The organism is Halonotius roseus, assembly GCF_006861655.1.
In the GTDB taxonomy this organism is placed as follows: domain Archaea; phylum Halobacteriota; class Halobacteria; order Halobacteriales; family Haloferacaceae; genus Halonotius; species Halonotius roseus.
Genome location: NZ_SESI01000001.1, coordinates 1,113,642 through 1,139,441 on the forward strand (window position 1 = coordinate 1,113,642; position 25,800 = coordinate 1,139,441).

The 25,800-nt window shown below is 63.5% G+C and carries 33 protein-coding genes, 4 tRNA genes and 1 rRNA gene; 16 read left to right on the forward strand and 22 right to left on the reverse strand.

Annotated features, from left to right (window positions below; genetic code table 11):
• Positions 1–30: 30 nt before the first annotated feature.
• Genes hisE through EWF95_RS05840 form a run of 3 tightly spaced genes read right to left on the reverse strand, consistent with a single transcriptional unit; the run spans position 31 to position 1,195 of the window.
• Positions 31–360, reverse strand: coding sequence for a phosphoribosyl-ATP diphosphatase (gene hisE, locus EWF95_RS05830; RefSeq protein WP_142443086.1), 330 nt, complete (start codon positions 358–360; stop codon positions 31–33).
• Positions 357–989: a pyridoxal 5'-phosphate synthase glutaminase subunit PdxT gene (gene pdxT, locus EWF95_RS05835; RefSeq protein WP_142443087.1), complete on the reverse strand. Its 633-nt coding sequence runs from the start codon at positions 987–989 to the stop codon at positions 357–359. Before pdxT ends, hisE begins: the two co-directional genes overlap by 4 nt.
• A gap of 41 nt (positions 990–1,030) precedes the next feature.
• Positions 1,031–1,195 (reverse strand): preprotein translocase subunit Sec61beta, encoded by a 165-nt coding sequence (locus EWF95_RS05840; RefSeq protein ID WP_142443088.1) that lies wholly within the window; start codon positions 1,193–1,195, stop codon positions 1,031–1,033.
• A 118-nt stretch (positions 1,196–1,313) separates the two neighbouring features.
• On the opposite strand from EWF95_RS05840, the gene trxA reads away from it, so the two are divergent.
• Complete coding sequence (trxA, locus tag EWF95_RS05845) at positions 1,314–1,580, forward strand: thioredoxin (protein WP_120101790.1); 267 nt, start codon at positions 1,314–1,316, stop codon at positions 1,578–1,580.
• Between the two features lie 61 nt (positions 1,581–1,641).
• Positions 1,642–1,791 (forward strand): 50S ribosomal protein L40e, encoded by a 150-nt coding sequence (locus EWF95_RS05850; RefSeq protein ID WP_120101431.1) that lies wholly within the window; start codon positions 1,642–1,644, stop codon positions 1,789–1,791.
• Between the two features lie 111 nt (positions 1,792–1,902).
• Here the strand turns inward: EWF95_RS05850 and EWF95_RS05855 are convergent, their stop codons facing one another.
• Positions 1,903–2,529, reverse strand: a complete 627-nt coding sequence (locus EWF95_RS05855; RefSeq protein WP_142443089.1) for an MBL fold metallo-hydrolase — start codon at positions 2,527–2,529, stop codon at positions 1,903–1,905.
• A gap of 104 nt (positions 2,530–2,633) precedes the next feature.
• On the opposite strand from EWF95_RS05855, the gene EWF95_RS05860 reads away from it, so the two are divergent.
• From EWF95_RS05860 to EWF95_RS05870, 3 genes are read left to right on the forward strand one after another with little or no spacing between them, the layout of a single operon-like run.
• The gene (locus tag EWF95_RS05860; protein WP_142443090.1) at positions 2,634–2,831 is read left to right on the forward strand and encodes a DUF5786 family protein; all 198 of its coding nucleotides are present in this window, start codon (positions 2,634–2,636) and stop codon (positions 2,829–2,831) included.
• Between the two features lie 11 nt (positions 2,832–2,842).
• On the forward strand, positions 2,843–3,502 hold the full coding sequence (locus EWF95_RS05865; protein ID WP_142443091.1) for an endonuclease dU: 660 nt from the start codon (positions 2,843–2,845) through the stop codon (positions 3,500–3,502).
• Between the two features lie 22 nt (positions 3,503–3,524).
• Positions 3,525–4,133, forward strand: a complete 609-nt coding sequence (locus EWF95_RS05870; protein WP_142443092.1) for a uracil-DNA glycosylase — start codon at positions 3,525–3,527, stop codon at positions 4,131–4,133.
• Positions 4,134–4,312: 179 nt separating this feature from the next.
• Here EWF95_RS05870 and EWF95_RS05875 read toward each other — a convergent pair whose 3' ends face one another.
• Entirely contained in the window at positions 4,313–5,023 is a 711-nt protein-coding gene (locus tag EWF95_RS05875) for a DUF6663 family protein (RefSeq protein ID WP_142443093.1), read from the reverse strand.
• 108 nt (positions 5,024–5,131) lie between these two features.
• Here EWF95_RS05875 and EWF95_RS05880 point away from each other — a divergent pair, with 108 nt between their 5' ends.
• The gene (locus tag EWF95_RS05880) at positions 5,132–5,533 is read left to right on the forward strand and encodes a DUF2237 family protein (protein ID WP_142443094.1); all 402 of its coding nucleotides are present in this window, start codon (positions 5,132–5,134) and stop codon (positions 5,531–5,533) included.
• A 33-nt stretch (positions 5,534–5,566) separates the two neighbouring features.
• Here EWF95_RS05880 and EWF95_RS05885 read toward each other — a convergent pair whose 3' ends face one another.
• Together EWF95_RS05885 and EWF95_RS05890 are read right to left on the reverse strand one after the other, a co-directional pair.
• On the reverse strand, positions 5,567–6,817 hold the full coding sequence (locus EWF95_RS05885) for an inorganic phosphate transporter (protein ID WP_142443095.1): 1,251 nt from the start codon (positions 6,815–6,817) through the stop codon (positions 5,567–5,569).
• Between the two features lie 70 nt (positions 6,818–6,887).
• A complete protein-coding gene (locus EWF95_RS05890) occupies positions 6,888–9,434 on the reverse strand; it encodes a DNA topoisomerase I (protein WP_142443096.1) in 2,547 nt (848 codons plus the stop codon).
• A 111-nt stretch (positions 9,435–9,545) separates the two neighbouring features.
• Between EWF95_RS05890 and EWF95_RS05895 the strand changes: the two genes are divergently transcribed.
• Positions 9,546–9,830 carry a hypothetical protein gene (locus tag EWF95_RS05895; protein WP_142443097.1) on the forward strand — a complete coding sequence of 95 codons (285 nt, stop codon included), beginning with the start codon at positions 9,546–9,548 and terminating at the stop codon, positions 9,828–9,830.
• A 327-nt stretch (positions 9,831–10,157) separates the two neighbouring features.
• Here EWF95_RS05895 and cmk read toward each other — a convergent pair whose 3' ends face one another.
• Complete coding sequence (gene cmk, locus EWF95_RS05900; protein WP_142443098.1) at positions 10,158–10,781, reverse strand: (d)CMP kinase; 624 nt, start codon at positions 10,779–10,781, stop codon at positions 10,158–10,160.
• Positions 10,782–10,940: 159 nt separating this feature from the next.
• Here cmk and EWF95_RS05905 point away from each other — a divergent pair, with 159 nt between their 5' ends.
• The 5 genes from EWF95_RS05905 to EWF95_RS13505 all read left to right on the forward strand — a co-directional run bounded on the left by EWF95_RS05905 (position 10,941) and on the right by EWF95_RS13505 (position 13,069).
• A complete protein-coding gene (locus EWF95_RS05905; RefSeq protein WP_142443099.1) occupies positions 10,941–11,693 on the forward strand; it encodes an NRDE family protein in 753 nt (250 codons plus the stop codon).
• Positions 11,694–11,718: 25 nt separating this feature from the next.
• Positions 11,719–12,069: a helix-turn-helix transcriptional regulator gene (locus EWF95_RS05910; RefSeq protein WP_142443100.1), complete on the forward strand. Its 351-nt coding sequence runs from the start codon at positions 11,719–11,721 to the stop codon at positions 12,067–12,069.
• Positions 12,070–12,127: 58 nt separating this feature from the next.
• Positions 12,128–12,200 (forward strand) — tRNA-Asp (locus tag EWF95_RS05915).
• Between the two features lie 333 nt (positions 12,201–12,533).
• The gene (locus tag EWF95_RS05920; RefSeq protein WP_142443101.1) at positions 12,534–12,929 is read left to right on the forward strand and encodes a DUF7718 family protein; all 396 of its coding nucleotides are present in this window, start codon (positions 12,534–12,536) and stop codon (positions 12,927–12,929) included.
• Positions 12,902–13,069: a hypothetical protein gene (locus tag EWF95_RS13505; protein WP_185911705.1), complete on the forward strand. Its 168-nt coding sequence runs from the start codon at positions 12,902–12,904 to the stop codon at positions 13,067–13,069. The genes EWF95_RS05920 and EWF95_RS13505 overlap by 28 nt, the downstream gene beginning before the upstream one ends.
• A gap of 55 nt (positions 13,070–13,124) precedes the next feature.
• Here the strand turns inward: EWF95_RS13505 and EWF95_RS05925 are convergent, their stop codons facing one another.
• Positions 13,125–13,655, reverse strand: coding sequence for an NUDIX hydrolase (locus EWF95_RS05925; protein WP_142443102.1), 531 nt, complete (start codon positions 13,653–13,655; stop codon positions 13,125–13,127).
• A 217-nt stretch (positions 13,656–13,872) separates the two neighbouring features.
• Here EWF95_RS05925 and EWF95_RS05930 point away from each other — a divergent pair, with 217 nt between their 5' ends.
• Positions 13,873–15,420: a methyl-accepting chemotaxis protein gene (locus EWF95_RS05930; protein WP_142443103.1), complete on the forward strand. Its 1,548-nt coding sequence runs from the start codon at positions 13,873–13,875 to the stop codon at positions 15,418–15,420.
• A gap of 28 nt (positions 15,421–15,448) precedes the next feature.
• Here EWF95_RS05930 and EWF95_RS05935 read toward each other — a convergent pair whose 3' ends face one another.
• The 7 genes from EWF95_RS05935 to EWF95_RS05965 form a co-directional block, all read right to left on the reverse strand.
• Positions 15,449–15,712 (reverse strand): hypothetical protein, encoded by a 264-nt coding sequence (locus EWF95_RS05935; RefSeq protein ID WP_142443104.1) that lies wholly within the window; start codon positions 15,710–15,712, stop codon positions 15,449–15,451.
• Between the two features lie 64 nt (positions 15,713–15,776).
• Positions 15,777–16,526, reverse strand: a complete 750-nt coding sequence (locus EWF95_RS05940; protein WP_142443105.1) for a protein-L-isoaspartate O-methyltransferase family protein — start codon at positions 16,524–16,526, stop codon at positions 15,777–15,779.
• 39 nt (positions 16,527–16,565) lie between these two features.
• A complete protein-coding gene (gene pcm, locus EWF95_RS05945; protein WP_142443106.1) occupies positions 16,566–17,189 on the reverse strand; it encodes a protein-L-isoaspartate O-methyltransferase in 624 nt (207 codons plus the stop codon).
• A gap of 253 nt (positions 17,190–17,442) precedes the next feature.
• On the reverse strand, positions 17,443–18,102 hold the full coding sequence (locus EWF95_RS05950) for an HVO_0476 family zinc finger protein (protein WP_142443107.1): 660 nt from the start codon (positions 18,100–18,102) through the stop codon (positions 17,443–17,445).
• 45 nt (positions 18,103–18,147) lie between these two features.
• A complete protein-coding gene (locus EWF95_RS05955; RefSeq protein ID WP_142443108.1) occupies positions 18,148–18,522 on the reverse strand; it encodes a hypothetical protein in 375 nt (124 codons plus the stop codon).
• Positions 18,523–18,638: 116 nt separating this feature from the next.
• Positions 18,639–20,570 carry an ABC transporter ATP-binding protein gene (locus EWF95_RS05960; RefSeq protein WP_185911706.1) on the reverse strand — a complete coding sequence of 644 codons (1,932 nt, stop codon included), beginning with the start codon at positions 20,568–20,570 and terminating at the stop codon, positions 18,639–18,641.
• Between the two features lie 253 nt (positions 20,571–20,823).
• Positions 20,824–21,306 (reverse strand): DUF192 domain-containing protein, encoded by a 483-nt coding sequence (locus EWF95_RS05965; protein WP_142443109.1) that lies wholly within the window; start codon positions 21,304–21,306, stop codon positions 20,824–20,826.
• Positions 21,307–21,390: 84 nt separating this feature from the next.
• On the opposite strand from EWF95_RS05965, the gene EWF95_RS05970 reads away from it, so the two are divergent.
• A tRNA-Val gene (locus EWF95_RS05970) sits at positions 21,391–21,463 on the forward strand.
• A 196-nt stretch (positions 21,464–21,659) separates the two neighbouring features.
• Positions 21,660–21,733, forward strand: a tRNA-Phe gene (locus EWF95_RS05975).
• Positions 21,734–21,881: 148 nt separating this feature from the next.
• Here EWF95_RS05975 and EWF95_RS05980 read toward each other — a convergent pair.
• Both EWF95_RS05980 and EWF95_RS13510 read right to left on the reverse strand, forming a co-directional pair.
• Positions 21,882–22,385: a hypothetical protein gene (locus EWF95_RS05980; protein WP_246055638.1), complete on the reverse strand. Its 504-nt coding sequence runs from the start codon at positions 22,383–22,385 to the stop codon at positions 21,882–21,884.
• 5 nt (positions 22,386–22,390) lie between these two features.
• Positions 22,391–22,927 carry a DUF7342 family protein gene (locus EWF95_RS13510; RefSeq protein WP_185911707.1) on the reverse strand — a complete coding sequence of 179 codons (537 nt, stop codon included), beginning with the start codon at positions 22,925–22,927 and terminating at the stop codon, positions 22,391–22,393.
• 253 nt (positions 22,928–23,180) lie between these two features.
• On the opposite strand from EWF95_RS13510, the gene EWF95_RS05990 reads away from it, so the two are divergent.
• Positions 23,181–23,636: a hypothetical protein gene (locus EWF95_RS05990; protein ID WP_142443110.1), complete on the forward strand. Its 456-nt coding sequence runs from the start codon at positions 23,181–23,183 to the stop codon at positions 23,634–23,636.
• A 73-nt stretch (positions 23,637–23,709) separates the two neighbouring features.
• Here EWF95_RS05990 and EWF95_RS05995 read toward each other — a convergent pair whose 3' ends face one another.
• The 4 genes from EWF95_RS05995 to rrf form a co-directional block, all read right to left on the reverse strand.
• A complete protein-coding gene (locus EWF95_RS05995; RefSeq protein WP_142443111.1) occupies positions 23,710–24,357 on the reverse strand; it encodes an endonuclease III domain-containing protein in 648 nt (215 codons plus the stop codon).
• 226 nt (positions 24,358–24,583) lie between these two features.
• Entirely contained in the window at positions 24,584–25,120 is a 537-nt protein-coding gene (locus EWF95_RS06000; protein WP_142443112.1) for a hypothetical protein, read from the reverse strand.
• Between the two features lie 319 nt (positions 25,121–25,439).
• A tRNA-Cys gene (locus EWF95_RS06005) sits at positions 25,440–25,515 on the reverse strand.
• A gap of 171 nt (positions 25,516–25,686) precedes the next feature.
• Positions 25,687–25,800 (reverse strand): 5S ribosomal RNA (rrf, locus tag EWF95_RS06010); the annotation flags it as partial.

The following is a 25,800-nucleotide window of genomic DNA, read 5'->3' on the forward strand; positions in this document are numbered from 1 at the left end:
GTGGTCTGAGGGTACCAGCAACTTCGCAACTCAGAACCGCGATTCGAGTTCGTCCCGCAGGTCGTCGACATCCAGCCCCTTCATCGCAAACAACACCAGCAGGTGGTAGACGAAATCAGCCGACTCATACTGGAGGTCGTCAAGATCGTCATCTTTCGCCGCGAGGATCACCTCGGTTGCCTCCTCGCCGAGTTTTTCGAGTACCTCGTTTTCGCCCTTCTCGTGGGTGAACAGCGACGCAGTGTAAGAGTCCTCCGGCAGTTCATCCTGTCGCTGTTTGATCGTTGCAAACAACGAATCAAGAACGGCCTCGCTGTCGGCGTCGTCGACCCCGTCGGAGGCGGCCGCGTCGTCGCTCATTGACTGACCTCCGGGGTATCGGCATCGGCCGGCTGGTCGGCGGCCGCCGGCTGATCGTCGAACAGCGCGAGTTCGTGCAGCCGGCTGTCCTCGGTCAGTTCGGGATGGAACGAGGTGGCGACGACCGAGCCCTGGCGGACAGCGACTGGGCTGCCCTCCCAGTCGGCGAGTACCTCCACATCCTCGCCAACAGATTCGACTAGCGGCGCGCGAATGAACACCGCCGGAAACGGCTCATCAAGTCCGTCGATGTCGAGTGGAGCCTCGAAGCTATCCTTCTGGCGGCCGAAGGCGTTGCGATCGACCGTGATATCCAAAATGTCGAGCGACTGGACGCGCTCGTCCTGTGGGTCGCGGGCGGCGACAATCAGTCCGGCACAGGTCGCTAAGATCGGCTTGCCGCTATCGACGTGGGCGTGGGTCTCCTCGTCGATACCCTCATCAGCAAGCAGCCGCGAGATCGTCGTCGACTCCCCGCCGGGCATGAGCAACACGTCGCAGTCGTCGACAAGGCCGGCCTCACGGATCGGTGTAATCTCGGTGTCGACGCCGCGGGCAGCGGCGACACGCCGGATCGCGGCAGCGTGTTCACTCACATCGCCCTGGACAGCAATCACGCCAACATGCATACCGATAGCTGGCGCGCTGGAGACAAAAGCTACCGGATCGATCAGGCGATCGTCAGCGTCAGCACCTGCACGAAGACGCCAAAGAGGATACAGAACGCCATCACGGTTTTCGGATCGATACGGATCGCGTTGCGATCCTCGGAGTCGAAGTACCGCACCAACCCGGCACTGGACATCAGTCCGCCGGAGTTCCCACTGGAAGCCATGGCTGTTTGTCCCCGCTTGGGCGACCTAAGCGTTTCGGCTTCCAGCAGAACGGCCGCCGGCCGCCAACAACGGGGTGGAAACCCTTATGACCGCGTCGGCGCAACGATCGGCCGCACGATGACTGTTCGACTGACAGACTTTTACGCCGACTGGTGTGGCCCGTGTAAGACGCAGGATCCGATCCTTGAGGAGCTGGAGGCCGACTACGAGGACGTGGAGTTCGCCAAGGTCGACGTCGACGAGGAACAGGAGGTCGCCAACGAGTACCAGGTGCGATCGCTGCCGACGCTCGTCATCGAAAACGACGACGGCATCGTCGAGCGGTTCGTCGGTGTCACCCAGCGCGGCGATCTCGAAGACGCCCTGCAGGACGCCGGCGCCTAACGCGGTCGATCGCAGGGCTGTTCTCGGAACTGTTAAACAGCGACCCCCACAAAGAGCGCGTATGCCAACCAACGACGTCGCCGCCAGCCGAACGCTCAACAAACAGATCTGCATGCGGTGTAACGCGCGCAACGCGCCGGACGCCGACAGCTGCCGGAAATGTGGCTACTCGCGGCTCCGCCCGAAAGCCAAAGAGCGACGCGCAGCCTGATTCTGTCGGTTGGTTTTTCAGCAGTCTCACAGCCCCGAGCGACAGCCACGTCGCCGGCGACAGCGATAGCCACAGCATCAACGACGCAGGTGAGCGACCCCGCCGAATCGACTACTCGTCGGGGTATTTCGGCTCGCGTCGCTCGGCGCGCTCACGGGCGCGTTCGATGACGGTTCGCACGTCGTCGCCGGCGGGATCGGCGTGGAACGGATCGCCGTGGCCGGCGTACATCGCCGACACCGAATCCGGCAGCCGCGCAAGGATCCGTTTGAGGCTCTCGATCAGTTGCTCGCGTGACTGTCCACGGCGGTCGGTGCGGCCGAAGCTGCCGTCGTCGAACGCGCCGTCGTTGTAGACGACCACGTCGCCGCTGAACAGGGCCTCATCGCTCACAAAGGAGAGGTGGTCGCTGGCGTGGCCGGGCGTGTAGATCGCTTCGAACTCGTCATCGCCGATGGTTACCGTGTCACCGTCGTCGATGGCAGCGGTGCGGCGTGGATGCTCCGCGTATGTATAGAGGTCGGCGTCAAATCGATCCAAGACGGCGTCGAGTTCGCCGACGTGATCGCCGTGTTGGTGGGTGAGAACGACCCGATCGAGGTCGTCGACGTGGTCGGCGATCACGTCGGCAACACCGGGCATCGTACCCGCGTCGACGAGCGTCGGGGTCGCGCCGTCGACGAGGTAGGCGTTGCAGGTGAAGACATCCGCGCCGTCGGTGACGACAATCGGCTCCATACGGGGGCAACGTGGTCGATCAGCAAAAGTCCCCGGCGTCGGCGTGGTACTGACAATCAGCCTGCATGGGGATTTTTCACTCCGGGAACCATATGATACCACGTATGGGATTCGGAAGCTACGATGAGTCTGAACAGGAGAACCAGGACTTCGACACCGACTTCGAGGACGACGACGGGCTCGACGCCGGGGAGGCCGAGCACAAGGGGAGCGTCGACTTCGAGATCGGCGCGTCCAACGACGAACTGCTCGACAGACTCCAATCGATGAAGGACGAACCCGACGCCGAACCCGCAGAGTAGCCGGCCCCGCGATGGCTCCGAACCCCGGGGGTCGGGCGGTCGGCATCGCCGCCTCCGATGGCCCCGACTACAGTCAGCTGTGCGGGGCTGTCGTTCGTGCCGATCGCGTCGTTGAGGATGTTGTTTTCGGACGCTGTACAACCGGTGGGAGCGACGCGACCGCCGCCTGTTGTGAGCTGCTCGATCGACTCGACAGACCTGACGCCCGGTGGCTACTGGTCGCCGGCGTCGCGCCCGCGTGGTTCAACCTCATCGATCTCAGCGATCTGCACGTGGCCGCCGACCGCCCGGTGATCGCCGTCTCCTTCGAGGACAGCGACGGACTGGACGAGCCACTTCGTGAGCACTTTTCCGGCGAGGCGTTACAGCAGCGACTCGCCACCTACCGCGAGCTACCACCGCGCGACCCGGTCGTGCTCGGCGACACCGAGCTGTGGATCCGCACCGTCGGCATCGACACGGCCGACGCCACCGACGTACTCCGAGCGTTTGTCCCCGACGACGGCGACCGACCCGAACCGCTCCGGGTCGCCCAGCGGGCCGCACGGGCCGGTCGCCAACAGGCCGAGCGGTTCGGCTGGAAAACCACCGACGAGGCGACTGCCGGCGATGCGACGACCGATGACGCTACTGACGGCAACGCGACGGCCGACGAACCGACCGACAGTTAAGCCGCCCGCCCCACCGATCGGTATGGACGGATTCGACGGCCGGTGTGTCACCGACTGCGAGCAGTGTCCCGATCTCGTCGCCTCGCGGAGCCGGATCGTCAACGGCGTCGGCCCCGACGACGCCGACCTGCTGTTCGTCGGCGAAGCCCCCGGCGCAAACGAAGACGAGGAAGGCGAGCCGTTCGTCGGCCGCTCGGGATCGGTGCTCGACGACGCCCTCGGCGATGCCGGCGTCGAGCGAGCGGATGTGCGAATCACCAACTGCGTCCGGTGTCGACCCCCGGAGAACCGCGATCCGACGACCGACGAACTCGCCAACTGTCGGGGGTATCTGGAGGGCGAGATCGAGAGCGTCGATCCGAGCGTGGTCGTCACCCTCGGCAAGGTGCCGAGCGAACACCTGCTGGATCGCTCGGTTGCGATCACGAAGGAGGCCGGCGACGTTGTCGACTGCCGGCTCGGCGATCGCTCACAGCGCGTGTTGCTGTCGATGCATCCGGCGGCAACGCTGTACGACGCCAGCCAGCGGGACGCCTTCGAGGAAACCATCGCGTCGGCGGTTGGGCTCACCGGACTGGGCGACGACGACAGCAACGATAGCGACGGGCAGTCGAGACTCGACAGCTACTGAGCGATCGCGGGTTTCTGGCTCTGAAACGCGGCGAGGAATGTATATGAGCAGCCGTCAATACACCCGATGGGGCCATCCCATCGACCGCCGGCGTCCCACCCGCCGGCGGTCGTGTGTTGTGTCCACGCCCCCGGCGGCCGGTTCCGCCCCGACGCGGCCGCCGCTCCCTCTCCTGTCGTTCAGACGGCCGGCAACCCGTAGGTATCACGGACAGTTTGGGCCAGCATACCACCCTTGCGAAAGACGATATACACCACGACAAACGGCTCGTCGGCCGGGTTGAGAACGAAGACCGCGCGCTCGGCGGGATCGTCACCGTCGCTGTCGGCACCATCGTCACCGTCGCTATCATGTGTCGCATTAACACGCTGTATCAGCGGCTCGATCGGGGTCGCGCCCGTCCGGAACTCCTCGAAGAGATCCCGCGGCGGGTCTTGTTTGGCAAACACGTAGACGACGCCGTTGGGTTCCTTCCCGGTGCTGTAGGTCACCGCGGAGTTCATCGCCTCGCCGGCGACCTGGGCGTCGTGCCACGTTTCCTGGGCCTTCTCAAAGAGCCCGGTCACGCCGTCGGCGTACTGGATCCGGGTGTGGTTCGTGATCGTACAGTCGAGAAAGGCGGCATCGCTGTCGTCCCATGCGAGTTCGGCCTCGACAACGTAGCCGGGTTCCAGCGACCGGATCGTGTCGGCTGTTTCGGCGTCGATGTCGGGCCCATCGGTCGGCTTGTCAGCATCGACGGCCGGCGGGGTGACAGCGATCGGGCGTAGATCGGCGTCGGGATCCGCGCCGGTCGCCGCAGCGGTGGCTTCGGCGAGATCGACCAGCAGGATCGTCCCATCGGGGCGACAGTCGAGAACGCGAAACCGGCCGGTCGTCGTCGGCTCCATACCCCGGGTTATCGAGGGGCGCGAATAAGCCCCGCGGCTTGCGGCTGGCGGGCCAACAACGAGACACGCGGGCCGAATAGCTATACAGCCACAGCCGGAACCACCGGTATGAGCGACACCGAGAACAACGTGGTGGGCGACGAGTTACAGCCCTGTAGTGAGAGCCCCGAAACCGGCTTTCTGCGGGACGGCCACTGTCGACATCTCGGGCGCGATCCCGGCCGCCACGAGATCTGTGCGGTGATGACACAGGACTTTCTCGAATACAGCCGCGAGCAGGGCAACGACCTCATCACGCCGCGGCCGGAACTCGATTTTCCAGGGTTGCATCCGGGCGACCGCTGGTGTGTCTGTCTCCCGCGGTGGGTCGAAGCCCGCGAGGCCGGCAACGCGCCGCCGGTCGTGCTGGAGGCGACAAGCGAGGGCGTCCTCGATGAACTTTCGGTCGAGGAACTCCGCGAATACGCCGCCGAGGAACCAACCGAGGAATCAGCCGACGACCAGTCGTAGCACCACAGCACGGTCGACGACCAGCGATAGCCGTCACAGCACGATGAGAAACAGCGGGTAGGAGCCGGCCAGCGCGAGCAGCGGTGTGAGCACCCACAGCAGAACGATCCGCTTGACCGCTTCCGGATCGAACAGGCTCCGGCGATCCAACTCCGGGGCGTCCGTCTCGCCGATCTCTGGCACGCTCGGCACCCCGTTGTCGGGTTTGTCCGGCGGCGATTCGCCGCGTTCGAGATCGCCGACCGTCGGCGTCGTCGGCACATCGTCGGCCCGCGAGGCGGCGAGCGCGCCGGTTGCCACCGTGACCTCATGATCCGGCGTGCGATCCGGCGTGGCGAGTTCGACGACCGTCGCCGCGCGGGTCGCCCGCCCCCAGCCCAGCCCGATGATACAGCAGGTGGTGCTCACCGCCAAACTCGCCGGGATCCCGAGTGCCGAGAGGATGGTGATGATGGTGCCGCCGACAACCGAGACGATCAGGGCGGCCAGGATCGGGAGTTCGGTGATGTCGTCGCCGACAGTATCGAGCGTCCGCCGCGCGATCGTAAAGCCGCCGAGCCCGAAGGCAAACACCGCCAGCAACACGCCCTGATCGACGGTCAGCGGCCCGCTGGCCCCGACCAGCGGCGCGACCGCGTTGGCCGCGTTCGACGCGCCAGCAGAGAAGGCCATGTAGCAGGCGATGACGACGACCATCGTCGAGCCGATGATATCGCGCGCGGATGCACTCTCGTTGAACCGCGGCCGAGGGATAAGCCCGGATCGATCGATCCAGACGAGGTTGGATTCGAACCGCGTAAAGGCGATCCGGCGGTCGAGATACGGGTAGATGTAGCGGCCGATGAGTGCCCCACAGACGAAGGCGACCAGCGGGGCGACGATCCACGCCGAGAGGATCGTGAACATCAGGGCTTGGTTGAGCGTCCCGGTCGCAAGCCCCAAACCGACGATCGCGCCGACCGCCGTCATCGACGTCGACGCCGGGACGCCGTAGATGTTCGAGATCAGCAGCGACATCCCGGTGAAAAAGAGGACGCCGACGCTGGCGACCGGTGAGAACTGCGCGGCGGGGACGATGCTGCTGCTCATCGTGTCGATGACGTTTCGTCCGACAGTCCACGCGCCGAAGAAGGCGAATGCCGTGAACAGACCGGCAGCCGTCGTTTTTTGCAGGAGTCGACTCCCGACAGAGGGACCGAAGGCGACACCGGTCGATGAGCCGCCGATGTTGAACCCGACGAACACTGCGACGAGCACGCCGACCGCAGCGAGCAGCGTCACCATTGACTGATCGGGCGTAGTCAGTACCCACACAAAAACGATGCTGCTGCGATCAGTCCTCGATAGCGAAAAATCAGTCGGCGTCGGCCTGCCAGTCGCGGACGGTGTCGGCACCGACGCCGTCGACTTCCGCGGCCAGTTCGTCGGCGTCGGCGTCTTTCAGGCCCGAAACATCCTCGATGCCGGCCGTCTGGAGCTTCTCAGCGGTCTTTTCGCCGATGCCGTCGATGGCTTCCAACGCCGAGCCGTTCTGGCGAGCCTGGTACTCCCGGTAGTTACAGATCGGACAGCCGAGTTCCCAGGGCTCTCTGTCCTCATCCTCGTAGGTAACGAGCAGCTCCGGCAGCCCGTGTTCCTCGCAGTGGGCGTCGGTGATCTCGATGTCACCGCGGCGCGGCAGCGGCAGCGAATACTCACAGTCGGGGTAGCGCGTACAGCCGACGAGCCGCGAGCCGTTGCGGAGCTGTTTGATCGCCACTTCGCCGCCGTGTTCCTCCCCGCAATCAGGGCAGTCGCCGATGACGCGGTCAGCCTCGGCGTCAGCGGCGTCAGCCTGACACTGCGGACAGCCGTGGACGAACGTTTTCCGGCCGGCCAGCAGTTTGACCTCGCGTAGCTCGTGTTCCTCGCAGGTCTCATCGAGTAGGAGGGGTTTGCCGGTCGACGGCAGCGGCAGGGTGTACTCACAGTCGGGATAGCCGTTGCAGCCGATGAAGTACGATCCCTGCCGACTGGTGCGGATCAGCAGGTCGTCGCCGCACTCCGGACAGGGGCCGAGTGTCTTGTCAGCTTTCAGTGATTGTTGGATCTGATCGCCGATCTCCTCGCGGGAGTCAGTGAGATCGTCGAAGACCTCTTCGAGCAGTTGTCGAGAGGCTTCAGTCACCTCATCGTACTCCTTTTCGCCGGCTGCGATCGCCTGCATGTCGGCTTCGAGTTGGGCGGTCATCTCCTCGGAGACGACCTGATCGGCAAACTCCTCGGCGGCCTCAACGACAGCTTTCGCCAGCATCGTCGGCCGCGGCGGATCGTTTTCGAGATAGCCGCGGTCGTAGAGTTTTTCGATAGTGTGGTGGCGAGTCGACTTCGTTCCGATCCCAAGTTTCTCCATGGTTTCGATCAGCCGCGATTGGCCGTAGCGACGCGGCGGCTGGGTTTGTTTGGCCTCGATTGTGGTGTCGGTGATCGCCAGCTCGTCGCCGACGGTCACGTCAGGGACGTGGGTTTCCGACTGGCTGAAGTAGGGGTAGACGGCGTGGTAGCCGGGCTCAACGAGGCGTTTGCCGTTGGCCTTCAGCGTGAGATCCTCAGTGGTCGGCTCGCCGTCAACGACGACCTCGCGGTCGGCGATTTCGGCGACGACTTTCAGGTGTTCCCACGTCGCGTCGTCGGCAACGGTCGCAAAGAAGCGGCGGACGACGAGTTCGTAGATCTCCCACTCGTCCTCGGAGAGATCGTTCCGGTTCGGGAGTTCGCCAGTCGGATGGATCGGTGGGTGGTCGGTCGTCTCCTCGTCGCCCTCGGTCGGCTCGATCTCGTCGGCCGTGAGCAGGCTCTCGGCGTCGTCGCCGAAGGTGCTGTCGGCGGTGAACGCTTCGAGGAGTTCGCGCGGGTCGAGATCCTCGGGGTAGACCGTGTTGTCGGTGCGGGGGTAGGTGAGATAGCCGGCGGTGTACAGTTCCTCGGCGATACTCATCGCCTGCTGGGCCGAGTAGTTCAGCGAGCCGGCCGCGCGGATGAACTGCGTGGTGTTGAACGGCGCGGGCGGGCTGTCGGTGCGGGTGCGGCGGTTGACCGAGTCGACGGCGGCGGTCTCGGCGTCGGCGAGGGCGTCGTAGACCGCTTCAGCGCGATCGCCGTCCCAGAGGCGTTCGGCCTCGTTGCCGTCCTCGTCCCGATAGAAATACTGGCTCTCGAAGCCGCCGGCTGCGTCGGTTTCGAGGTCGGCGAACAGTTCCCAGTAGTCCTCGGGATCGAACGCCTCGATCTCGCGTTCGCGGTCGACGATCAGCTTGAGTGTCGGGCCTTGGACGCGGCCGACCGAGATGAAATCGTCACCGAGTTGGCGCGCGGAAAGCGAGAGGAATCGGGTGAGGGCCGCTCCCCAGAGCAGGTCGATGACCTGTCGGGCCTCGCCGGCGGCTGCGAGATCGAAGTCGATCTCGTCGGGGTTGTCGAAGGCCTCGGTGACCTCGCGGTCGGTGATCGACGAGAAGCGCACGCGATCGATCTGCACGTCCTCGTTGACCTCCCGCACCAGTTCGTAGGCTTCCTTGCCGATCAGCTCGCCCTCGCGGTCGTAGTCGGTGGCGATCGTGACGTGTGAGGCCCGTCGGGCGAGCTGGCGGAGCGCGCGGACGATCCCCTCCTGGGTGGGCTGTTTGTCGATGGGCGCGTCGATCAGCTCGACGGGTTCGACATCCCGCCAATCGTTGTACTCCGGGGGGAAGTCGACGCCGACGACGTGGCCCGAGAGGCCGATACAGCGGTTGCCACCCCATTTGTAGACGGTGGTGCCGACGACACGCTCGGTGTCGGCGGTGCCGTCGCTGAGGATGTCGGCGATCCGCCGGGCGGCGTTGTCCTTCTCGGTGATAATCACTGCAGGGCCGCGACTCATTGGGTCGGCGTAGGCCGCTGGCTCGCCTAAATCTTTCGCGCGAGGGTAGCCAGCGACCCGCACAGTGAGACGACCGGCGGGCTTTTGTCCGCTGCGGCTGTCGATGTAGCTATGCTGAAGCTCCTCCTCGGCGGCATCGGCCTCGTTGAAACGCTGTACCCAGAACGGTTCATTCGGGTGCTCACCCGGCTCAGCTACGAGTACGACGGCGACGCCCCAACCCCGAAACCGTGGATCGTCACCACCGCGCGGATCGAAGGGCTGATTATCCTCACGGCAGTCGTCTGGTCGGCCCTGAAAGCCGACTGTAACTGCGGCCTGCTGTCCCGCAACGACGAGAGCGACGACGACGCGGAACCAGCTGTCGAGACCGATCAGATCGATACGATCACCTAAGCGACGCGTTGTCAACAGCCCACCAGACGGCAGCTGCGGCGAAATGGCAGTAGCTGTAGTTGAAACAGTAGCAGCTGCGGCAAATAGCAGTAGCCGCAGGGAAATACAGCAGCTGCAGTCGAAACAGCAGCCTATGGGCTCAAGCGCGTCTGAAAGACTCACAGTGTCGGTCACCGTGTGGAGAGAAGAAATCCACCCACGTCAACGGGTTTTTGATTCGGGTAGACTGGCTGGTGACACACTGCCGACGACACCACCACGATTTCGCCTGCAAATACTGACGGTATCATCGCAGTGGGATCCAGCTACCCGAAAGCGGTGTATCGATCAGAGCTCGACAGCGGGTGTCTCGTAGGCTCCCTCGTCGGCTTCGGGATCGTACTGCTCGATAGCGGTTTTGACCAGCTGGAAGACGCCCTCCTTGCTCCAGCGGGCGGTGTTGATGTTGAGGTCATAGAACTCCCGATCCTCGACATCGATGTCGTAGTATGTCTGATAGCGACCGGCCTCACTGACCTCCCGGACGCGCATCTCGGCTTCGGTTTCCTCTCGGCCCTCAACGCGGTCGACGCGCACCTCGTCGGGGGCGTCGAGCCAGAGCCGGAGATCGGCGTTCTCGCCGGCGAGCCAGCCAGCAAGGCGGGATTCGAGGATGAAGGGTTTGCCGGAGGCCCCCCACTTTTCGGCGATCGACTGGAGTCGTTTGTCGAGTGCGCGGTCGATGTCGTCGGAGCTGTCGGCGATGGCGGTCTGTTGGTGGAGGCTGAGTTCGCCCTCCTCGGCGAGCTCCCGGAAGATATCGCCACCCGACACGTAGGGGCAGTCCATCGCCTCCGAGAGACGTTCACAGAGGGTTGTCGCCCCACAGCCCGGCGGGCCGGAGACGGTGATGAGAAGGTCGCTGTCGATCTCTGGCGTCGATGGCTTGCTGGCGTGGCCCTGCGTGCTCATATACCAGCCCTGTTTCACATGAACGTACCTTATGGTATCGATCTTAGCCCCGGCCAGCGTCTGGAGTCTGCACACATAGGTCGGGGGGCGAACAACACGATCAACGCAGACGACCGAGGCAGGGCGAGGTTCTTGTCGGCGACGCTGCTACAGGAGATTGTGTGTACACTCGTCCTCGCGTGGCAGGCCGTCGCCGACGCGCCGGTCGTCGTCGCCGCCAACCGTGATGAGGCCACCGACCGTCCCAGCGAACCGCCAGGGCTGTACCGAACCGATCCACGGGCGATCGCGCCGCGAGACGCCCGCGCCGGCGGCACGTGGATCGGCTACAACGAGGCTGGCCTCTTCGTCGGGATCACCAACCGCTGGATCGACCGCGCGGGCGAACGCTCGCGGGGCCAGCTCGTCGCCGACTGTCTCGGCTGCGAATCGACGGATGCCGCTGTCGACACCGTCGAACGCGCGGTCGACGCCGACGCCTACGCCGGCTTCAATCTCGTCGTTGCCGACAGTGATCGGGCCACCTTGCTTGAATGGGATAGTGAGCTCGGCGTCACCGACTTCTCGCCCGGTGTCCACGTCGTCGTCAACGTCGGCGCGGACGGGGCGTCCTTCGAGCCGCCGGGACGACCGGAGATGGGTCGCCAGCAGGCCGCCAACGCGACCGCAGTGCGATCGGCTCTCAGCGTCGAGCGGGCGGCCCCACCGACGGCCGCGGCGTGGCGCGAGCAGGCCGCCGACGTGCTCGGCGATCACGAGTACGGCGTCTGTGTCCACGGCGATGGGTTCGGGACGCGGTCGGCGTCGCTAATCGAACTCGGCGGTGAGGCCGCCGCAGGCGTCGGTGCCTACTGGTTTGCCGATGGGCCGCCGTGTCGGACAGCCTTCGAGCGCGTCGAAAGCAGCCTTTAAACGAGTTGCGACCGCAGTAGGAGTAATGAGTGTGTCCGAAGCCGAGGTCGACCTCTCCGCCGACGAGCAGCGCGGACTCGAACTCATCAAGGAAACCGGTGGGATCCATCAAAGCGATTTCTGGAAGGAACTCGACATCTCCTCGCGGAAGGGGAGTCGGATCGCCGAAAAGCTGGTCGAGGCTGAGCTGATCAACCGCGAACAGACCGTCTACAACGGACACAACACCTACTACCTCGAACCGACCGCGAAGGATCTGGAGTTCCGGCTGCTGATGGCCGGCGATCTGCTCTCGCCGTTTATCGGCGAGGAGGAAGTCGACCCGCAGAGTGACTCCTTCTCGCAGTGGCTGATGAATCTGGCCTACGAGGAGTAGTCGACTGCCGGAAAAGAGAAGCCTTATTTACCTTACCGCGGTACGATAGGATGCGTTCGCCCGGATGGTGTAGTGGCCCATCATACGACCCTGTCACGGTCGTGACGCGGGTTCAAATCCCGCTCCGGGCGTACTTTTGCGGCGAACAACACTCCCGAGCACCGCGTAGCGTGTGCGAGGCCCACCGTGAGCCGCAAATACCCCAAAGGGATTTGAAGCAACGAGCGAACGCGGTGAGCGAGTGAGGTTCAAATCCCGCTCCGGGCGTTCTTCCGACGAACAATACTCCCGAGCACCGCGTAGCGTGTGCGAAGGTTCCCCCGTGAGTCGGAAACGTTCGACAGCGGATTTGAACCAAGGAGTGAAGCGAACGTAGTGAGCGGAACGACTGAGGTTCAAATCCCGCTCCAGACCTTCACGCTCAGATTTTTAACCGATGCCGCAGAGAGACAGCACCGAGCGCGATGGGCAAAAAGAAACCGCGGGATTACGACAGGGAGTTCACCGCCCATGTTGCCCACCGAACGCGGTACCGGCTCGGTATCACCACTGAACGTGGCACAGTGACGCGCTTCGTACTCCAGCTCGAATATCTGCTCAATCCGGCCACCGACGAGTGGAATGAAGTCGTGCGCTACGATCACGACGGCCGCGGTAGTAGCGAGGCCAGCCACGACGTGACTGTCGATGGACTACATATCGATGTCTACCGTGAGGGCGAAAAAATCACCAGCCACGAACTGACGCCGCCGCTGCCGGCGAGCGAAGCACTTGATCGGGCCGAAGAACACTTGAAGCAGAACGTCGAAGGATACATCAAGAGGTTCGAAACATGGCACAGTATCGAGACGACCCGATGACCGACGAGGAGTTCGAGGAACTCCGCGAAAAGATGGACGAGACACGCGAAGAGGTCAAAGAGTACCTTGACGCGCAAGGCGTTGACACCAGCTCATGGGACGATTCTTCGACTGAGGCGCGGGCCGACGGCGGCGAATAATTAGTCTCTCGTCGGGAATCGAAAGAATATGTGGCGTCCAGACTGAGTTAGCCGATTAAATATACCCCTCTTCACGCGCCGCCAACAACGCTGTCAGCGTCCAGCCCGTCGTCGGCGACGTTTTCGCCGACTCGATGGCGTCTTCCACACTCATGAATCGCCACTCGATGTACTCGCCCTCGTCGGGATCGGCCTCGCCAGCCTCCAACTCGGTAGCGACGACCAGCCCACGCTGGAACCGCATCGTCGCACTCGGGTAGTACGTCGACAGCAACTCGGTCTCGCCGGCCGACAGCCCGGTTTCCTCCTTGAGTTCGCGTGCAGCGGCCTCGCAATAGGATTCGCCGGGTTCGACGTAGCCGCCGGGGCATTCAACGAACGACTCCGCTAACTTCGGGCGGTACTGTTCGACCATCGCCACGCGGTCGTCGTCGGTGACGGCGACGATCCCAAGGCCGTCTTTCGGTTTGTCGACCCAGTAGTAGTCGGCTTCCCGACCCGAGGGTTCAACCACGCGGTCGTAGCCGGCGGTGAACCACCCACAGTCGTATTCGGTTTCCGAGGCGAGTCGCTGCCAGCCGGTCATACTCGGGGGAGTGCCCGCAGGTCGGGTAGTCGTTCCGGTTCGATGTCAACACCGCACCGAGTGGAGTTCACTAAATAGTTGAACGCTGTATTTTTTCTTAAATTAGTTTATATCCATTCGACTTATTAGATATTTAAGAAACAATTATCAGCTAGAATCGCATTAACATTCATGAATAAAAACTTACGTATGCCGGCGCAATGTACCATGATAACGAATGTCAGTAGACAACGAACAGGTCGACACCGAATCGCAGGCAGCCGTTGAGGACGGGATGATCGCCAACGCCCAGGGCGCGGTTGGAGTCGTGCATGCGACCTCGGAGGCGGTCGACGATCGACTCGAAGCGATCCAGTCGACGGCGACGCGGCAGGTCGATGAGATGGAGAGCGTCGCCAGCGAGGTCTCGGATCTGAGCGCGACCATCGAGGAGGTCTCCTCGTCGGCAGAGGAAGTCAGCCAGACGACCGACCGAGCGGCGACGGCGACAACCGCCGGGCGAGAGGCTGCCGCCGAGGCGACCGACGCGATGGAGACCGCCTCGACAGCCACCGAGCAGGTGCAATCACAGGTCGAAACACTGGAGCGAAAGGTCAGCCAGATCAACGAGGTCGTTGACGTGATCGACCAGATCGCCGAGCGCACGAATCTGCTGGCACTCAACGCCTCGATCGAGGCCGCCCGGGCCGGCGAGGAGGGCGACGGCTTCGCGGTCGTCGCCGAGGAGGTCAAAAGCCTCGCCGAGGAATCCCAGACCCGAACCGAGGAGATCGAAAGCGCGGTCACCGAGATCCAGGATGTGACCGCCGAGGTGACCGATGCCCTCGATGAGGCGGTCGAGGCGGTCGAAACCGGGGCCGACGAGGTCGAAACCGCCGACAGCGAGCTCGATGTCGTCACCGAGGAGATCCAGTCGGCGGCCGCCGGCATCGACGAGGTCTCGACGGCCGTCCAGCAGGGTGCGGAGGCCGCCACCCGCGTCGCCTCGGTCACCGAGGACACCGCCGACGCCGCCCGCGGGATCGAGGACTCCGTCGGCGAGATCCACGATGAGCGCGCCGAGACGACCGATCTGCTCGCCGAGATCGACGATGTGCTGTCGGCAGCCCGCGAGGGCCGAGAGGCGCGGCTCCGCGAGGCCGAAACTGTGCCGACAGGACTGGATGAGTTTGACCGTAACGGCGGCCTCCCGGCCGGCTCCCGATCGGTGATCACCGCCGACACGGGCGAGGGCGGTGTCAACGAGCAGGCTGTCGACAAGGCGGTGGCGACCTGCTGTGCCGCCGCCATCAACGCCGGCTGGGCGGTTTCGCTGTCGCCGACAGCGACGATGGATCGCCGGACGCTGGCGAGCGCGCTGTCGGCCACCGCCGAGGTGACGCTGACCGACGCGCTGGCGAGCGATCGGCTGTTCGTCCTCGATCTGTTTGGCACCTGGGAGACCGGCGAGAACGTCATCGACGTGACGACCCGCGGCCTCGACGAGGCCAACGCCCGCGTCGACACCAAGCGTGACCGGCCGCTGTTTGTCATCGGCAACATCGCCGGCGAGTTGGATCTGATGGGCGAGCAAGCGGTGAGGGAGAATACCTACGAAAACGACGGGGACGTACTGAGCGACGACGACCTCGTCGTCAACGTTGTCGACACGGCGACCGCGCCCGATCAACTGACCTCCTTCTACGTCGGCGCGGCCGACCGCCACTGTGAGCTGGGAACCGCACAGCCACGACAAAACGGGAAGCAGTTGACCCACTCAGACTAGCTGCCAGCCGGCCTTGACCCGGTCGGCCTTAGCCGCCGAGTCGGGTGAGGATGAGGTAGCCGCCGACAGCGAGAACCGTTAGCAACAGCGTCCCGAGGAGAAAGAAGCCGGCGACGGTCGGATACACCAACGACAGGGCGACAAGGAACGTAAGCGCAAACAGCCCCAGGAGGATGACAACGATCGCCTTCGAAGGATCTTGGGCGGTGGCGACGGCGATCCGTTCTTTCAGCGTCAGGGCTGCGAAGGCGTCGTCGCGGTCGTCATCTGCGGAAGGCTCTGATCCGGCCACAGGCGGTGTTGGGTCGCAATGGCCCTGAGTGTGTCGCTTGCGAGTGAGGTACGCGCGCCTGCTCCTACCGCGAGTCGAGCCGATCGTCCCAGTCCAGCCACTCGTACTCCCAGCCCGTTTTGGCGAAGTAGCCCTGCGAGTCGAACTCGGCGTCCTCCCGGCGTGTCCGGTTGCGCTCGTGGCCGCTGGGCTGCTCGCCGTCGACCAGCATTGGCCGGAACCCAACAGGGCCGAACTCACCGACAACGTCGAGCGCGTCGTCAGCAGGCTCGACAGCGACAAGCGTCTGGTCGGTCGTCCCGCGCGGGAAGACGATCCGTCCCTCGTCGGCGAGCTGCTCGCGGATCGCCCGCGGCACATCGTGTACCGCGCTCTCGATCAAGACGCGATCGAAGGGGGCGTATTCGGGGTAGCCGGTCGCGCCGTCCCGGCGGTCGACCAACACCGCATCGTAGCCCGCCGCGCCGAGGTTGTCGCGGGCGATGTGGACGAGCCGGCGGTCGATATCGATCGCGTGGACGTGGCGGCCGCCAACGATCTCGGCGAGAACGGCTGCCGTGTAGCCGATACCCGCGCCGACGACGAGCGTGTCGTCGCCCTCACCGGCCTCAAGCGCGGCGATCAGCCGGGCGACCGTCCGGAGGCCGAGCACCCGGGAGCCGGCGACCTCGTCGCCGCCGGGTTCGTAGGCATCGTCGACGAACTCGTGGCGGGGGACGGTTCCGAGGGCGTCCAGCACCGCGGCTCCGAGCGGTCGCTCAAGGGCGTGTTCCAGCCCATCGACCATATCGGCCCGGAGTGTTTCGTGATCCATTACCGAAACTGGGGGCGGGATCGGCTTAACCCCACCGCGTCACCGCATCGTGACGAACCGCACCGGTGCGATGGTTTCGGCGTCATAGCTCCCGTCAGACCCCGGAAAAAGACGTTTGAGCTCCTGTTGCCCTAAGCCGAAGGGCCCGACAACGACGCCGTCGGTTGCTGTCTGTTCGAGCACCGCCGCCGGCGGCTCGGCGGCCGCACAGGTGAGGTAGCTGGCATCGAAGGGAGCTTCTTCGGGCCACCCCTCGCGGCCGTCACCGATGCGGACGGCCACGTCGTAGCCGAGATCGGCGAGTCGCTGGCGGGCCGCCTCGCCAAGCTCGCGGTCGTACTCGACGCTGTAGACGTTGCCGTCGCCGACGACCTCGGTGGTGACCGCGGCGTGGTAGCCACAGCCGGTGCCGATTTCGAGGACGCGATCGCCGGGCTCGACATCGATCAGATCGAGCATCTGCCCGACGATATGCGGCGCGCTGATCGTCTGGTCGTTACCGATCGGCAGCGGGCGATCCTGATAGGCCTGTTCCTGCTGGTCAGCATCGACAAACTCGTGGCGCGGCACCGCCCGCATCGCCTCGGCGGTACTCGGTTTCGTGATGATATCGTTGGCGACGAGGCTGTCGACCAGCCGGTCGCGGGCTGTCGCCATTTCCATGGGAAGAATTGGCGCACAGCATATGTAGCCGTTACGCTCACGCGCTCGCTCGATTGACCAGTCGCTACCCTGGTGGAATGAAAGGGCGAGGGCGTTCCGCGAACCCCGAGGACGCAAGCACTGCAGGGCCGAAGGCCCGAAGCGCGTAGCGACTCGCGGGAGCGGAACGGCCGAGGGCTTTCTGGGCGAAAGCAGCCACAGTACAGTTTCCAGTAGAAATGACGCTATGACCGAATCAGTTGATTACGACGTCTTACCACGCTGACCACGCGGTCGTCTGCTCGTCGACACCGTAGACGCGCTTGCAGTCCTTCGCATAGATCATATCGCCGTCCTCATCGAACTGGTCAAACCGGTAGCCCTCGGCGTCATCTCGAACCAACAGCCCGGTGATCGTGAACTCATCGTCGCCGAAGGATTCGGTCGCACCGACAGACAGCTCATAGTCGCCGGGGACGTTGATCGTGAGGCTCCGGCTTTCGTCGCGTGAGCCGTCGTTGGGATGCAGCGTCACGTTGACCGAGACGTTGTCGACCGCGCGCGTCCAGATCGCCTCGATCCCCTCCATGACCGCGCTGTCGGGGCGGGCGTCGCCATCCTGGAGTTCGAGGCTGGTCACCCGCGCCTGAAAGATCGCCTCAGGGGTGTCGACGATGAACTCGTCGCCGACGGCGACCTGCTCCTCGGGGTCGACATCGATGTGGGTGCTGACCGACTCGCCGCCCTGGGAGACGATCACGCGTTTCTCGACTGTCGTCGTCGATTCGATCGTCTCCTTATGCACGTGCTCGCAGTCGTTACAGCGGACGGTCGCGGTGCCACCAGGTTTCAGTACCTCATGGACGGTGTCGTCGTGGGGCGAACAGGCCGGGCAGGTGAGGGCCACGGTGTCGCCGGCGTCGAGATCACTCATTGGACGTTCTTCCGGGGCTGTGGGTAAAAGCCGTGTGACACGCGGCTATCCCGTTTTCAGCACCGACGAGCCGACCAACACGAGGCCGCCGGCCGCCAGCAGAACCGCGCCGACAACGCCGAGTTCGGCAACCGGGAGCGGCGTGCCGGTGAGCGGATTCAACAACACGATACCCGCACCGAGACAGCTGATCGACCCGGTTCGTGCCAGTGTTGGTCGAACACCCTCGATTCGATTATAGTCGGCCAGCACAGCGAGGAGAGATCCAACGGAAGAGAACCCGAGCAGGGCTGTAGCTGCCGGGAGCGATCCATAGGGGCCAACCGTGATACCGGTGAGCCATGCGTAGCTGGCCGATCCGAAAACAACGAGGATACCGACAGCTCCGATACCGGTACCGATAGCCTGTGTATCCGCCATCAGCTCGATCTATGCGTGGACGGTGAAACCACCACCGACTGCGGGTAACGAGAAACCCCCTTCGACGCGGGTCACCAGAGAGGCGTCGCGTGACCGGCTACCCGAGCGGTGATCGATCAGTCGTCCTCGGCCGTCTCGGTTCGGGCCTGTCGGCGGCTCGCACGGTCGATAAACGCCTGCGGCAGCGAGTCGATCTCGCCGGCTTGGACGCCCCAGAGGTGGGCATAGAGCCCGTCAGCATCGAGTAGCTCATCGTGGGTGCCGCGCTCGACGATCCGGCCGTCTTCGAGGACGACGATCCGGTCGGCGTCCTTGATCGTCGACAGGCGGTGGGCGATGGCGAACGTCGTCCGGTCGGTCGTCAGCTCGTCGAGGCTGCGCTGGATCAGCATCTCCGTCTCGGTGTCGACATCGCTGGTCGCCTCGTCGAGGACGAGGATCGCGGGATCTTCGAGGATCGCCCGCGCGATGGCGATCCGCTGGCGTTGGCCGCCGGAAAGCTTGACGCCGCGCTCGCCGACCATCGTCTCGTAGCCGTCGGGGAGATTCTGGATGAAGTCGTGGGCTTCGGCGGCCTCGGCGGCCGCGCGGATGTCGGCGTCGGTCGCCTCAAAGCTGCCGTAGGCGATGTTGTCCCGAATGGTGCCGTAGAACAGGTAGGGCTCCTGGCCGACGTAGCCGATGGCCTGCCGGAGCGACCGGCGGTCGACGGCGGCGATGTCCTGGCCGTCGATCCGGATCGTTCCTGTGTCGGGATCGTAGAGCCGTAAGAGGAGCTTGAGAACGGTCGATTTGCCGGCACCGGTCGGGCCGACGAGTGCGAGCGTGTCGCCGCCCTCGACGGTGAAATCGAGATCCGCCAGTACCGGGTTTTCGTCGTCGTAGCTGAAACTCACGTCGTCGTACTCGACGCGACCCTCGTCGACAACGAGGTCGTCGGTGCCGCTGTCGTCTTCCAGCGACTCGGTTTCGTCCATCAGCCCGAAGATCCGTTCGGCGGAGGCCTCCGCCCGCTGGTACATGTTGATTATCTGTCCGAACTGGGCCATCGGCCAGACGAGTTGCTGGGTGAAGAGGATGAAGACGACGAACTCGCCGGTCGAGAGCGTGCCGGTGAACGGGCCCGGCCCCGACCCCGAAAAGACCCACAGCCCGCCGACGAGGAAGGTGAGGATGAACCCCGCCCCGGAGATGAGTTGGAGGCCGGGGAAGAAGCGAATGCGAATTGTGATCGCCCCCCAGTTCGTCTCGTAGTAATCGCGGGACACGTCGTCAACGCGGCCGGATTCGAATTCTTCCGTATTTGAGGATTTGATCACCTGAATGCCTCCGAGGTTGTTTTCGAGCCGGGAGTTCACGTCGCCGACGCTGGAGCGGACGGCAGCGTACTTCGGCTGGATTGTCTTGACGAAAATATAGGTGAAGACGGCGATCAGCGGGACGGGCGAGAGCGCGACGACCGCGAGTTGAGGGTTGAGATAGACGAGATACGCCGCGATGGCGACGACCATGACCGCCAGCCGGAAGGCGGAGTTGAGGCCGTCGTTGAGGAACCGCTCCAGTTGGTTCACATCGTTCGAGAGGATCGACATCAGCTCGCCGGTCTGTTTGTCGGCGAAAAAGCCCATGTCGAGCCGCTGCATCGTGTCGTAGGTGTCGGTGCGCACGTCGTGTTGGATGTCCTGGGCGAAGGAGTTGAACCCCCAGTTGCGGAGCCAGTGAAAGCCCGCGCCGACAACGAAGGAGGTCGTGATGAGGACGATGACGAGCGTGAACTGGTCGACCGGCTCGGTCGGTAGCCACGCTTGTGGCACCAACGGGAGCGAAAAGGGTTCGACACCCTGAAACAGGCTGTCGATGGCGACGCCGAGCAGGATCACCGGCAGCAGATCCAGCAGGCGCGCGGCGAGGCTGGCAAGCACGCCAAGGGTGACCGACAGCCAGTAGGGCCGGCCGTACTCGCCGACCAGCCGGCGCATGGGGTCGTCGACTCGCTCGCGTTGCTCTTCGAACGGGTCATCTTCGGCCGCTGGTTCGACGCTACTCACTGTGTTCGGTAGGGCGGCTGTCGCAAAGAGCGTTGGCTTCGGTTTTGGTTCGACAAGCAAGCAGGTGGGTCGGCCAACCAAGCAACCGACTTCCTGGCGGACTGAAAGGGCGAGGGTCGCTCGGCGAACCCGGACGACGCAAGCACCGCAGGAACGAACGTAGTGAGTGACGAGGAGCGCAGCGAGTCCCGGGAGTCGAGCGACCCGAGGGCTTTCTACACCTACTATTCACTCATGCCTGCGTCAAATCGTACTAAGACCGATATTCTGCAGGGATTTCAACCCGGTCGCCAACTTCGATGTCGTTGTCGGTTGTGTAGTTGTACGGGACTTCGAGGACGTACTTCCCCGTGCCACTGAACGTCCCGTCGTCGTCGGGCTCGGCGTGGTGTATAGTCGTGATCTCGCCGTCGGCGTCGATGAAGACGATATCGATCGGGAAGGCCATATCGCGCATGACGTAGCTGTGTCGGCCCTCGGTGCCGTGAATAAAGAGCATACCTTCGTTGGGGCCGAGCGAGGAGGTGTTGCTCAAGCCGGTGTAGCGTTTCTCGAAGGTATCAGCGATTCGGGCGTCGACGGTGGCGAGCTCCGCGTCGGTGTCGTCGTCGACGACGGTGACGGGTGTCCACTCGTAGTTGCCGGCGAAGACGCCGCTGGTGATAGCGAGGGCTCCGCCGCCGACGATGACGGTGACTGCGATGAGTGCGAGTATCCACGTTCGGGGCCGTGCCATTGGTCACGATTGGGCTGAACGGGGGATATGGCTTCCGACGCGGAAGGAAACCGTTATTGACAGGCGGGCGATGACATCGAATGCGGGCTCGTGGTCTAGTGGTTATGACGCGGCCTTTACAAGGCTGAGATCGGTGGTTCAACTCCGCCCGAGCCCATCCACCTTTTGCGCTGCGGGCTGGCTTCGCCAGCCCTCGGCAAAAGCTGGACCAAAACGCGGCGTCGCTCCCGTTGGTCACTCCTTGCGCCACTCGCTCGCTACGCTCGCTCGGGATTGCTGCTGGTCTCACAGCACCGCCGCGGTGCCGTCTTTCGAAATCCTTTTTACTGCAATCCACTTCGCATGGAGTGCGAGCCGCCTTAGCTCAGACTGGGAGAGCACTCGACTGAAGATCGAGCTGTCCCCCGTTCAAATCGGGGAGGCGGCATTCCACTTTTTGCTGCGTCGGGTGTCCTCGCTCACTTCGTTCGCTGCGGGCACCGCTCCTTGCAAAACCTGGACTAAAACTTTCGGCTGCTCCCTACGGTCGCAGCCAATGAAACCACGGCTCGCTTCGCTCGCCGTGGTATACAGTACTACCTGTCTATTTCGCCTGCAATTTCGATCCCAACAGGCTCGCCATCTTCCCACGTCACACCCTGCACCACCCCACCAAGCGACGGGAGTCGCCGCGCCACGACTGCCAGCGGATGGGCGTCGATGAACGTCGCCGCCTGCCGCTCAATCACCGTGTCCCCGCTGTCGAGTTGCAGATGCACCGACCCTAACTCCTCGTGGCTCCCGTCCTGATGCCACCCGACCGCCAGCCCGCGATCCGGTTCGATCCAGGTACACCAGTAGTGTTCGTACTCGACCTCAGTTTCGAGTCGAAACCCGATCTCGATTCGCGCGTCATCGGTCGGATAGGCGTCGATCCCGAGAAACCGCCGGGGCGTCACCTCGCCGACGACGCGGTACGGCCCCGGCTCGCCAGGCTCGGCGCGTCGCCGCCACACCGTCTCACAGGAGCCGCGAAGCCGGGTAGCGATCCGCTCGTGGAGTCGCCGGGCCTGTAGGTTCGCCCGGTTGGCGAGCAACACCACGATCAAGCGAGCGTCGACGACGAGTCAGTTTGCGGCGAGGCGAGTTCGACGACATCATCGTACAGCTGGAGGGCGTGTTTCACGAGCCCGATCTCCGTGTTGATCGCCTCCCACGTTTCGATGACGTTCCGACGCTCACGCAGCTCGGCCGCCGACAGCTCCTCGGTTGCCAGTTGCTCCCGAAACGCAGCCAGTGAGGTAGCGTCGTATTCCGCCGCCACCTCCTCCTGTTCGGTTTTGAGCTCCGCCAGCCGCTGTTCTAACTCCTCGCGGGAGTGATCGTCGATCAGGTCGGTCACCTCGTCGAAGAGTAATCGTACCGGGTTCAGATCGTAGGCCTGCGTGCCGTCGACGGTCGTTTCGGTCACCCAATCGTCGCTCGCCAACCCCTGGAGTTCGTCGGCCGCGGTCGCCCGCGAAACCTCGGCTCGCTCGGCGATCTCGCCGACAGGCGTTGGTTCGGTCAGCGTCTCCGCGACATGTCGAACCCGCTCCCGACCACTGGTGTCGTCTGTCCACGACGGTGTCGATTCAGCCATCTCGGTCAGGTATTCAGCCCCAACACTCAAATAATTTTGTGAGAGTCAATTATTTACTACCAGGGCGGCCCACCGTCGGATGGCTCCTTTCGCTTGCCGCAATGAGATTCGGTCGCCGATCAACGCCACACGTTGAACTGGAGAACCACCGGGTTCAGTCGCTCGTTGGAAACGTCGATCTTGGGGATACTGAGCGCACAACAGGGCCAACCCAACCACTTACCTTGCCGCCGGACGACTAGATACGTATCCAATGGAACCAAACGCGGCACCACCACTCGGAGACAGGCCCCACTGCTCGGACTGTCGTGCGGCCTTGGAATCCGGTGGCCGACAGGCGATCTCGTTTCTCCTTGTGGAGACCCTCACGGTGCCAGTCGTTGGCTGCGATGCCCATCTTGAGGAGTTTCGGGCGATCTGTGAGCTCACAACCGAGGACAGCGCGGAGCTGTTAGCCCACCTGCCGGCTGGGGGGATTCAGTGTCCAGCCTGTCGCAATCACGAACAGGGGGGCGGAATACCGCTCATCTTTGTCGAAGCCGGCGCGGTTGGTGTCTTGGCGTGTGAGCGACACGCCACAGCGGTCATCGAGTGTTACCAATCAGGGCTGCAGACACGACAGCAGTTAGGAGCAAACGGGCCCCGGGGTGGTGGGAACACACACGACACGACCGAAATCGAGCTGCCGGATCTCGACGACAGGCCGTAAGCCGAAGCGACGCTGTGGGGACATCGCCGACGATCGGAGCACACGGTGCGCGTGCTGAGAGCCGATATCGCCCTCAACAGTGGTCGCACTCACAGTAGGTCTCACAGACCGGATTGTCGCAGTCGGGGGTTTGTGCCGAACAGTACTCCTTGCCGTGAGTGATCAACAACACGTGCAGGCTGTATTTGATATCATCCGGGATCAGCTCGTTGAGCACCTCGTGGGCCTGGTCGGCGGTCGTCGATTCCTCGATCAGCCCAAACCGAGTCGCCAGTCGCTGGATGTGGGTGTCGACCGCGAAGGTCGGCTTCTCGAAGTGGAAGTTCAACACGACATTGGCAGTCTTCGAGCCGACGCCTTTGATATCGGTCAGCCACGCCTGGGCCTCGTCGGTGTCCATCTCATCGAGAAACGCCAGCGTGTACTCGCCGCCGGTTTCCTCCCGGATCGCCGCCAGCGATCGCTGGATACGCGTCGCCTTCTGGTTCATCAATCCTACCTCGGAGATCACCTCGGCCAGTTCGTCGTGGTCGGCCGTTTCCATCGCCCGGTAGTCAGGATACGCCGCAAACAACGCCTCCGAGGCCCGCGCCGTCTGCACGTCGGCAACGTTCTGTGAGAGGATCGTGGTAAGCAGCTGGCGAACGCCATCCTCGCTGTAGGTCTTACTCGGTCGGCCATGCAGCTCGATCAGATCGCGGTGCAGCTGCCGGATATCCATGCCGTCTGTTACAGCCACAACCGTAATTGGATATCGGATACCCAGTCTGAATCGCTCCGTACCGCCGCGATCTACCTGTTCGGGGCGCGTTCGGCGTCGCTGCTGGCACAACGAGCTCGCTAACAACAGCAGCGAAACGCGTCAGTACCAACAATACGACACAGCAGACGGTGACCCGGAGCAACGCTTCCGACGCACCACTGAGAGAACAGTGCCCCAGCGGCTGTCAGAGGTCGTTGGTCGGACACGCCTGATCGGTGAATGGGTCGGGGGTGCCGTAGGTAGCGTCCCATTTCGCCCGGATATGTTGGTGGACATCGCGCTCGGTGCCGGATCGCATAAAGATCCAAAACTCGTCGTCTTCGGGTGTTTTGACCGCCCACGCCCCGTCTTCGGCTTCGCGGTACTCAACGAGTTGTGAGTTTTGGCGATGCGGGCCACGGGTGACCATGATCGATCCCGTGGTAAGATCAGCGTCGGCATCGTGGGTGTCGTCGTCGACAGCAGTATCGTCGTCGACAGCAGCGTCGGAGGAGGTACCAACCGGCGTGATCGTCAGCCGAACGACCGCAAGACGATCCGCTGGGAGACCCATCTGCTCGGCAACAGCTGAGACATCGGCAGCTGCGTCGTCCCGACTGTCGCTGATCGCGGCCCCGTCGTCGTGGTGGCAGATAACACCCTCTACAGGATCGTAGACGGCGTATTTTTCGTCCTGGTCAAATGTGGGATCTTGCTGAACGGATTGTGAGCGTGCAGGCATTTTGGGTGCGTTTTCCTGATGGAACGGTGTCGAACACGGCGACTGTTCTACGTGCGATGCCGTCGACCAGAGAGATGCAGTTTCACTATTCGGGTTCCAGTAAATTAATCATATGGGATACTACCCCCACGACAATGACACGACGAGCTCCATAGCGTGCTGAGAGGTCAAAACCGGCTGTACTCGACGAACGTATCAAAAAAAAACGACGACCCTGAGAGTAAACGCGTTCATTCAACGTAGAGACACCATTCAATCCGGTTGGGTACAGAACAAAACGGAGCCCGGAATGGTGTTGGGTGGGGGGATATCGTATGAAAGCCAAGGGTCGGATTTGAACCGACGATGGGCGGCTCTGCAGGCCGCTGCGTTAGGCCGGACTCTGCCACCTTGGCGCGTGCTGTAGTATCCCCGAGAGTCGCTTAAGCCTAGCGGTTAGCCCGCTCGTCGAGCGGCTGTCGTGCAAACAGCGATCCGCCAACGGCGACGAGGGCTGTCGCTGTGGGGTGCGTGTCGTCAGGCGAGTCAGCGTGGTGACTCTTGGAGTGAATGAATGAAGTATGAATGGGTGGCGGCGAACCACGACTCCCAGAGGGTCGCCCACTCCAGTACTGCGCGGAACGCTGACGAGCTTAACTACCGTGTTCGGCATGGGTACGGGTGGAACCTCGTCGCTATGG

Excerpts from the sequence above, each read along its gene's own strand:
- EWF95_RS13510 (WP_185911707.1), bottom strand. The coding sequence starts at position 22,927 with ATGGCTGAATCGACACCGTCGTGGACAGACGACACCAGTGGTCGGGAG.
- EWF95_RS05875 (WP_142443093.1), bottom strand. The coding sequence starts at position 5,023 with ATGGAGCCGACGACGACCGGCCGGTTTCGCGTTCTCGACTGTCGCCCC.
- EWF95_RS05940 (WP_142443105.1), bottom strand. The coding sequence starts at position 16,526 with ATGGATCACGAAACACTCCGGGCCGATATGGTCGATGGGCTGGAACAC.
- EWF95_RS05925 (WP_142443102.1), bottom strand. The coding sequence starts at position 13,655 with ATGACCGGCTGGCAGCGACTCGCCTCGGAAACCGAATACGACTGTGGG.
- pdxT (WP_142443087.1), bottom strand. The coding sequence starts at position 989 with ATGCATGTTGGCGTGATTGCTGTCCAGGGCGATGTGAGTGAACACGCT.
- EWF95_RS05950 (WP_142443107.1), bottom strand. The coding sequence starts at position 18,102 with ATGAGTGATCTCGACGCCGGCGACACCGTGGCCCTCACCTGCCCGGCC.
- EWF95_RS05855 (WP_142443089.1), bottom strand. The coding sequence starts at position 2,529 with ATGGAGCCGATTGTCGTCACCGACGGCGCGGATGTCTTCACCTGCAAC.
- pcm (WP_142443106.1), bottom strand. The coding sequence starts at position 17,189 with ATGGAAATGGCGACAGCCCGCGACCGGCTGGTCGACAGCCTCGTCGCC.
- EWF95_RS05955 (WP_142443108.1), bottom strand. The coding sequence starts at position 18,522 with ATGGCGGATACACAGGCTATCGGTACCGGTATCGGAGCTGTCGGTATC.
- EWF95_RS05885 (WP_142443095.1), bottom strand. The coding sequence starts at position 6,817 with ATGGTGACGCTGCTCGCTGCGGTCGGCGTGCTCGTCGCAGTGTTCGTC.
- EWF95_RS05930 (WP_142443103.1), top strand. The coding sequence starts at position 13,873 with ATGTCAGTAGACAACGAACAGGTCGACACCGAATCGCAGGCAGCCGTT.
- EWF95_RS05840 (WP_142443088.1), bottom strand. The coding sequence starts at position 1,195 with ATGGCTTCCAGTGGGAACTCCGGCGGACTGATGTCCAGTGCCGGGTTG.
- EWF95_RS05865 (WP_142443091.1), top strand. The coding sequence starts at position 2,843 with ATGGCTCCGAACCCCGGGGGTCGGGCGGTCGGCATCGCCGCCTCCGAT.
- EWF95_RS05850 (WP_120101431.1), top strand. The coding sequence starts at position 1,642 with ATGCCAACCAACGACGTCGCCGCCAGCCGAACGCTCAACAAACAGATC.
- EWF95_RS05965 (WP_142443109.1), bottom strand. The coding sequence starts at position 21,306 with ATGGCACGGCCCCGAACGTGGATACTCGCACTCATCGCAGTCACCGTC.
- EWF95_RS05995 (WP_142443111.1), bottom strand. The coding sequence starts at position 24,357 with ATGGATATCCGGCAGCTGCACCGCGATCTGATCGAGCTGCATGGCCGA.
- EWF95_RS05870 (WP_142443092.1), top strand. The coding sequence starts at position 3,525 with ATGGACGGATTCGACGGCCGGTGTGTCACCGACTGCGAGCAGTGTCCC.
- EWF95_RS05895 (WP_142443097.1), top strand. The coding sequence starts at position 9,546 with ATGCTGAAGCTCCTCCTCGGCGGCATCGGCCTCGTTGAAACGCTGTAC.
- EWF95_RS05990 (WP_142443110.1), top strand. The coding sequence starts at position 23,181 with ATGGAACCAAACGCGGCACCACCACTCGGAGACAGGCCCCACTGCTCG.
- cmk (WP_142443098.1), bottom strand. The coding sequence starts at position 10,781 with ATGAGCACGCAGGGCCACGCCAGCAAGCCATCGACGCCAGAGATCGAC.
- EWF95_RS05910 (WP_142443100.1), top strand. The coding sequence starts at position 11,719 with ATGAGTGTGTCCGAAGCCGAGGTCGACCTCTCCGCCGACGAGCAGCGC.
- EWF95_RS05860 (WP_142443090.1), top strand. The coding sequence starts at position 2,634 with ATGGGATTCGGAAGCTACGATGAGTCTGAACAGGAGAACCAGGACTTC.
- EWF95_RS05890 (WP_142443096.1), bottom strand. The coding sequence starts at position 9,434 with ATGAGTCGCGGCCCTGCAGTGATTATCACCGAGAAGGACAACGCCGCC.
- trxA (WP_120101790.1), top strand. The coding sequence starts at position 1,314 with ATGACTGTTCGACTGACAGACTTTTACGCCGACTGGTGTGGCCCGTGT.
- EWF95_RS05880 (WP_142443094.1), top strand. The coding sequence starts at position 5,132 with ATGAGCGACACCGAGAACAACGTGGTGGGCGACGAGTTACAGCCCTGT.
- EWF95_RS05920 (WP_142443101.1), top strand. The coding sequence starts at position 12,534 with ATGGGCAAAAAGAAACCGCGGGATTACGACAGGGAGTTCACCGCCCAT.
- hisE (WP_142443086.1), bottom strand. The coding sequence starts at position 360 with ATGAGCGACGACGCGGCCGCCTCCGACGGGGTCGACGACGCCGACAGC.
- EWF95_RS13505 (WP_185911705.1), top strand. The coding sequence starts at position 12,902 with ATGGCACAGTATCGAGACGACCCGATGACCGACGAGGAGTTCGAGGAA.
- EWF95_RS06000 (WP_142443112.1), bottom strand. The coding sequence starts at position 25,120 with ATGCCTGCACGCTCACAATCCGTTCAGCAAGATCCCACATTTGACCAG.